The organism is Chryseobacterium sp. S90, assembly GCF_047444895.1.
Classification (GTDB): Bacteria; Bacteroidota; Bacteroidia; order Flavobacteriales; family Weeksellaceae; genus Chryseobacterium.
On the sequence record NZ_JBLGCX010000016.1, the window covers coordinates 1 to 5,233 of the forward strand.

Annotated in this window: 1 protein-coding gene; it reads left to right on the forward strand. The window is 38.7% G+C overall.

Annotated elements, in window-relative coordinates; all coding sequences use genetic code 11:
• Positions 1-5,233, forward strand: a 5,233-nt coding sequence (locus ACLMCG_RS23060; RefSeq protein WP_413961444.1) for an amino acid adenylation domain-containing protein, incomplete at both ends; no start/stop codon positions are given.

The following is a 5,233-nucleotide window of genomic DNA, read 5'->3' on the forward strand; positions in this document are numbered from 1 at the left end:
ATCCCGTCTTGTTCTTGCTGAAGATGACACGGTCTCAAAGCTGTATGAATATACTTCAGGAATTTCAGATCCTGGGCCTTTGATTTTGAATCTGGATAATGCAGAGACATCATATGGGATTCAAAGATGTTTTAGGGAGAATCCTGTTACTGGGACAAGATCCCACCATCTGGCGTATGTTATTTATACCAGTGGAACGACAGGCAGACCCAAGGGTGTTATGATTGAACATAGCGGGGTAGTGAATTTAATAGAACAGCAGTCCTCTATACTGGATCTGGAAGAAACATTACATCGTTTAGAACAGAAAAATTTGCTCTGGTATGCTGACTATGTTTTTGATGCACATGTTTGGGAGGTATATTCGGTATTGGCATTGGGGCATACCCTGTATCTTTTGCCGAACGAAATGAGAACTGATTTAGTAAGATTGCAAGAATATGTCATTCAGCATGATATTAAAGTTGCTACGATTCCTCCGGCATTACTGGATAAAGAATTAATCTTACCCATAGAAAAGATGATAGTTGCCGGAGATATAACTAATCCTGAAATCATGGAATGTTACAGAAAACATGGAGTTGACCTGATTAACGCTTATGGTCCTACCGAATCTACAGTCTGTGCCACATTACATCATTACCATGAGGATGGGAATCCTCTCAACATCGGCTGTCCTATTGGTAATATTTCAGTATATGTGTTGGATTCATACCTGCGTCCTGTTCCTATTGGCGCGGTAGGCGAGCTGTATATAGGCGGAGTTGGAATATCACGGGGATATTTAAATCTTCCGGAGCTTACTGCTGAGCGCTTTTTGACAAATCCATTTCAGAGTGAGGAGGAAAAGGCATCAGGCTATAATGGACGTATCTATAAAACCGGGGATCTTGTCCGTCTTCTTCCCAGCGGAGATCTGGAATATCTGGGCCGTAACGACTCCCAGATCAAGATCCGTGGTTACCGGATAGAGCCTGGAGAGATTGAGGCAGTACTGCTTGGATTAGGGGGTATCCGGCAGGCAGTAGTGGAGTGTAGGGAGAACAGTATGGGTTTAAAATATCTTGTCGCTTACTATGTTTCGGATAATCCGCTTGATTCTGTTGATCTTTCAATGTTACTATCGGATATACTTCCGGATTATATGGTTCCTTCGGCTTATGTTCATTTGAAAGTTTTACCGGTTACAATAAATGGGAAAATTGACAGGAAATCATTACCTGAACCTTTGTTTACAGGGGAAACGGAATATATTGCTCCCAGAACACAGATTGAGGAGCAACTTGTCTGGATTTATGGAGAAATCCTGGAGCTTGACCCTGATCATATCAGTATCCATGATGATTTTTTCAGATTGGGAGGCAATAGTATTATGGCTATTAAGCTGATTGCTAAGATTCGTCAGAATTTGGACAAACAGATCAATGTATCAGTTGTATTCGGTAATAAAAGTATTGCTGAACTAGCCAATGTACTGAAGCAATCTTATACTACAGAGACTATTCGTATAGATCAGGTAAATATTCCAAATGTGGAAGATCAACACTTATCATTTTCTCAGGAAGGATTATGGTTTATAGATCAATACCAAGGAGGAAACAATGCTTATAATATTCCACTGGCCTTCCGTATTGATAAAAGTGTAAATATTTCCATTTTGTTTGAATCTCTTTTGAACCTTATACAAAGACATGAAATCCTGAGAAGTCTGATTTTAACAAGCAATGAGGGTATTGGTTATCAAAAGGCCATAGAAACTTCCTTAGAATTGACTGTTCAAAAGGTTGGTAGTTTTAATGCTCTGGAAACTGAATTATCTAAAGAAGCCCAGAGAATATTTTGTTTATCAGAAGAAGTTCCGCTTTCCATACGTATTTTTACAATGGACGATAATTATTATTTGTCGGTAGTATTTCATCACATTGCTTTTGACGGATGGTCCCTGGAAATTTTCTTACATGAGCTTTATGTGATTTATCAGGCATTATTTTCAGGTTATCAATATGAACTTCCTGTGTTGGAATTTCAATATAAAGACTACGCATTATGGCAGCGGAATTATCTTAAAAATGCAATTTTAGAGAATCAGCTTGAATACTGGCAGTCCTATCTCAAAGATTTTGAAACATTGAATCTTCCTTTGGATTTTAAACGACTGTCGGAAATTTCATATGAAGGTAGTACCGTTTCATTTATAATCCCTCTAGAGATAAGTTCTGATCTTAGATCTTTGGCAAAAAAGCTTGGGGTTAGTTTATATAGTGTGATGCTCAGCGGATATTATCTCATGCTGTCTTCTTATTCGGGACAGAATGATATTGTCGTGGGAACACCCTTTACAAATCGTCATTATGATGGGCTGGAGAATATGATTGGTTTATTTGTTAACACATTGGTTCTTCGCGAAACAATTGACTTTAATATGAATATCAGGTCATTTATCAAAAAAGTTGCTGCTTCAGTTTCCGGAGCACAGGTCAATCAGGATCTTCCTTTTAAAAAACTTGTTAATACGCTTGATATAGAACATGATTCTTCACGTCATCCTATTTTTCAGGTAATGTTCGGTTTTGAGAGTTTCAGTCAGATGCCTGTTGACGTGTTTAAAGAAAATTTCTTTCTTCATCCTTTTGAAGGCCGTATTTCTTACGAAACTGCTAAGTTTGACATTACTACTATGATTAACGATACTGATGAAGTTTTATCCGGAACATTTAATTATGCCAGGTTTCTTTATAAGGAATCAACCATAGAAGAGATGAAATCTGCTTATCTTTATCTTTTAAAGCAGATCGCAGCATTACATTCTTCCGGAGGATCGGAAACAAAGCTCTCTGATCTTCAACTGTTAATTACAGAAGATTATAGCAGGCTGCCTGGATGCAATGAAACCTATTCAGTATATAATAGAGAAGCTACCATTCACAGCTTATTTGAAAAACAGGTACTCCGGACTCCAGACCAAACAGCATTAGTGTTTCGGGATATAAAATTAACATATCGTGAACTTAATGAGAAATCGAATCGTCTGGCTCATTATTTAATTGAAAAATATAAAATAAAACCTGACGAACTTATCCCCCTATACTTACATCGATCAGAACAAATGCTCATTGGTATTCTTGCGGTACTGAAGGCAGGGGGAGCCTACGTTCCATTAGATCCCAGTTTTCCTTCAGAAAGAAGGAAGCATATCCTGTCGGATACCGGAGCTCGTTTGATTATTACTGAAGCAGCTTCTATAGAAAAACTCGGATATAAGATATCAGATGTCATCAGTCTTGATGATGAAGAGATCATTCAAGAACTTAGCAATTGTAGAACTGATAATCCGGGGATTGATGTAAAATCCAATAATTTAGCGTATGTTATTTATACCAGTGGAACTACAGGAAAGCCTAAGGGAGTAATGATTGAACATACCAGTGTAGTCAACCTTATTGAAGAAATAAGAGGTGTATATAGCTTTTGCGAAACAGGCAGATTGAGTGCTTATACCTCTTATGTATTTGATGTTTCTGTTTCAGAGTTTTTTAGTGCCTTGTTGTATGGTAATGAATTACACGTATTGGATGAATGTACTAAAAAAGATATTAAGCTGGTTGAGGAATATCTTTTAACCCATGATATTACCCATGCTTATCTTCCACCTGTGATGTTTTCTTTATTACCGCGTTGCGATTTTCCTTCTTTACAGACTATAATGTATGCTGGTGAGCCCGGTGACGAAGAAACTGTAAAGTACTGGTCCAGATATAAGAACGTATATAATTTATATGGTCCCACCGAATCTACCATTTATGCTACTTATAAGCAAATGCGGCACCATGATAGTAATCCTCTCAATATCGGGCGTCCAATTGATAATACTTCAATATATGTGTTGGATTCATACCTGCGTCCTGTTCCTATTGGCGCGGTAGGCGAGCTGTATATAGGCGGAGTTGGAATATCACGGGGATATTTAAATCTTCCGGAGCTTACTGCTGAACATTTTTTGACAAATCCATTTCAGAGTGAGGAGGAAAAAGCATCAGGCTATAATGGACGTATCTATAAAACCGGGGATCTTGTCCGTTTTCTTTCCAGCGGAGATCTGGAATATCTGGGCCGTAACGACTCCCAGATCAAGATCCGTGGTTACCGGATAGAGCCTGGAGAGATTGAGGCAGCACTGCTTGGATTGGGAGGTATCCGGCAGGCAGTAGTGGAGTGCAGGGAGAACAGTATGGGTTTAAAATACCTTGTCGCTTACTATGTTTCGGATAATCCGTTTGATTCTGCTGATCTTTCAATGTTACTATCGGATATACTTCCGGATTATATGGTTCCTTCAGCTTATGTTCATTTGAAAGTTTTACCGGTTACAATAAATGGGAAAATTGACAGGAAATCCCTGCCCGAGCCTTTATTTAGAGGTGAAACGGAATATGCAGGTCCTCAGACGCCTTTACAGGAACAGCTGTTGGATATTTACGCGGAAGTATTGGATCTTCATCCTGATCATATCAGTATCCATGATGATTTTTTCAGATTGGGAGGCAATAGTATTATGGCTATTAAGCTGGTCAACAAAATTTATCAGGGAACGGGTATACAGATAGTGGTGGGAATGGTATTCAGCCACAAAAGTATTGCCGGTTTATCGCTGGCTCTTGAAGGTTTGCAGGAGGTTGTGGCTGAGGATATCCGACCTGTTCGGGTTAGCAATGCCATAGAGCAGTATCTGTCTTTTGGGCAGGAAAGGTTATGGTTTATTGAGAGCTATGAAGGAGGAAGCCATGCTTATAATATTCCTATGGTGTTGCGTTTGGATAATGAAACGAATATCAATTTTTTACAGGAGGCGTTCCATATGCTTCTTGATAGGCATGAGGTTCTTCGAACCCTTATTTTGACGGGTCCTGATGGATCGGGGTATCAGTATGTGAGTGATCAATCTCTGGAATTAACTTTGGTAAAGTTGGGAAGCCTTGAAGAATTTATGCAGGTGCTTAGTGATGATATGAATGAAGGGTTTAATCTTCAGGAAGAATTACCTGTAAGGGTAAAAGTGCTGTATTATGATGATTATTATCTGTCTGTGGTGATTCATCATATTGCTTTTGATGGATGGTCTATGTCAATTTTTTTAGCTGAATTGAACAGTATTTATGAATCTCTTGTTTTAGGTGTTCTTCCTGTGCTTCCTTCTTTACCATTTCAATATAAAGATTTTGCCTTATGGCATCGA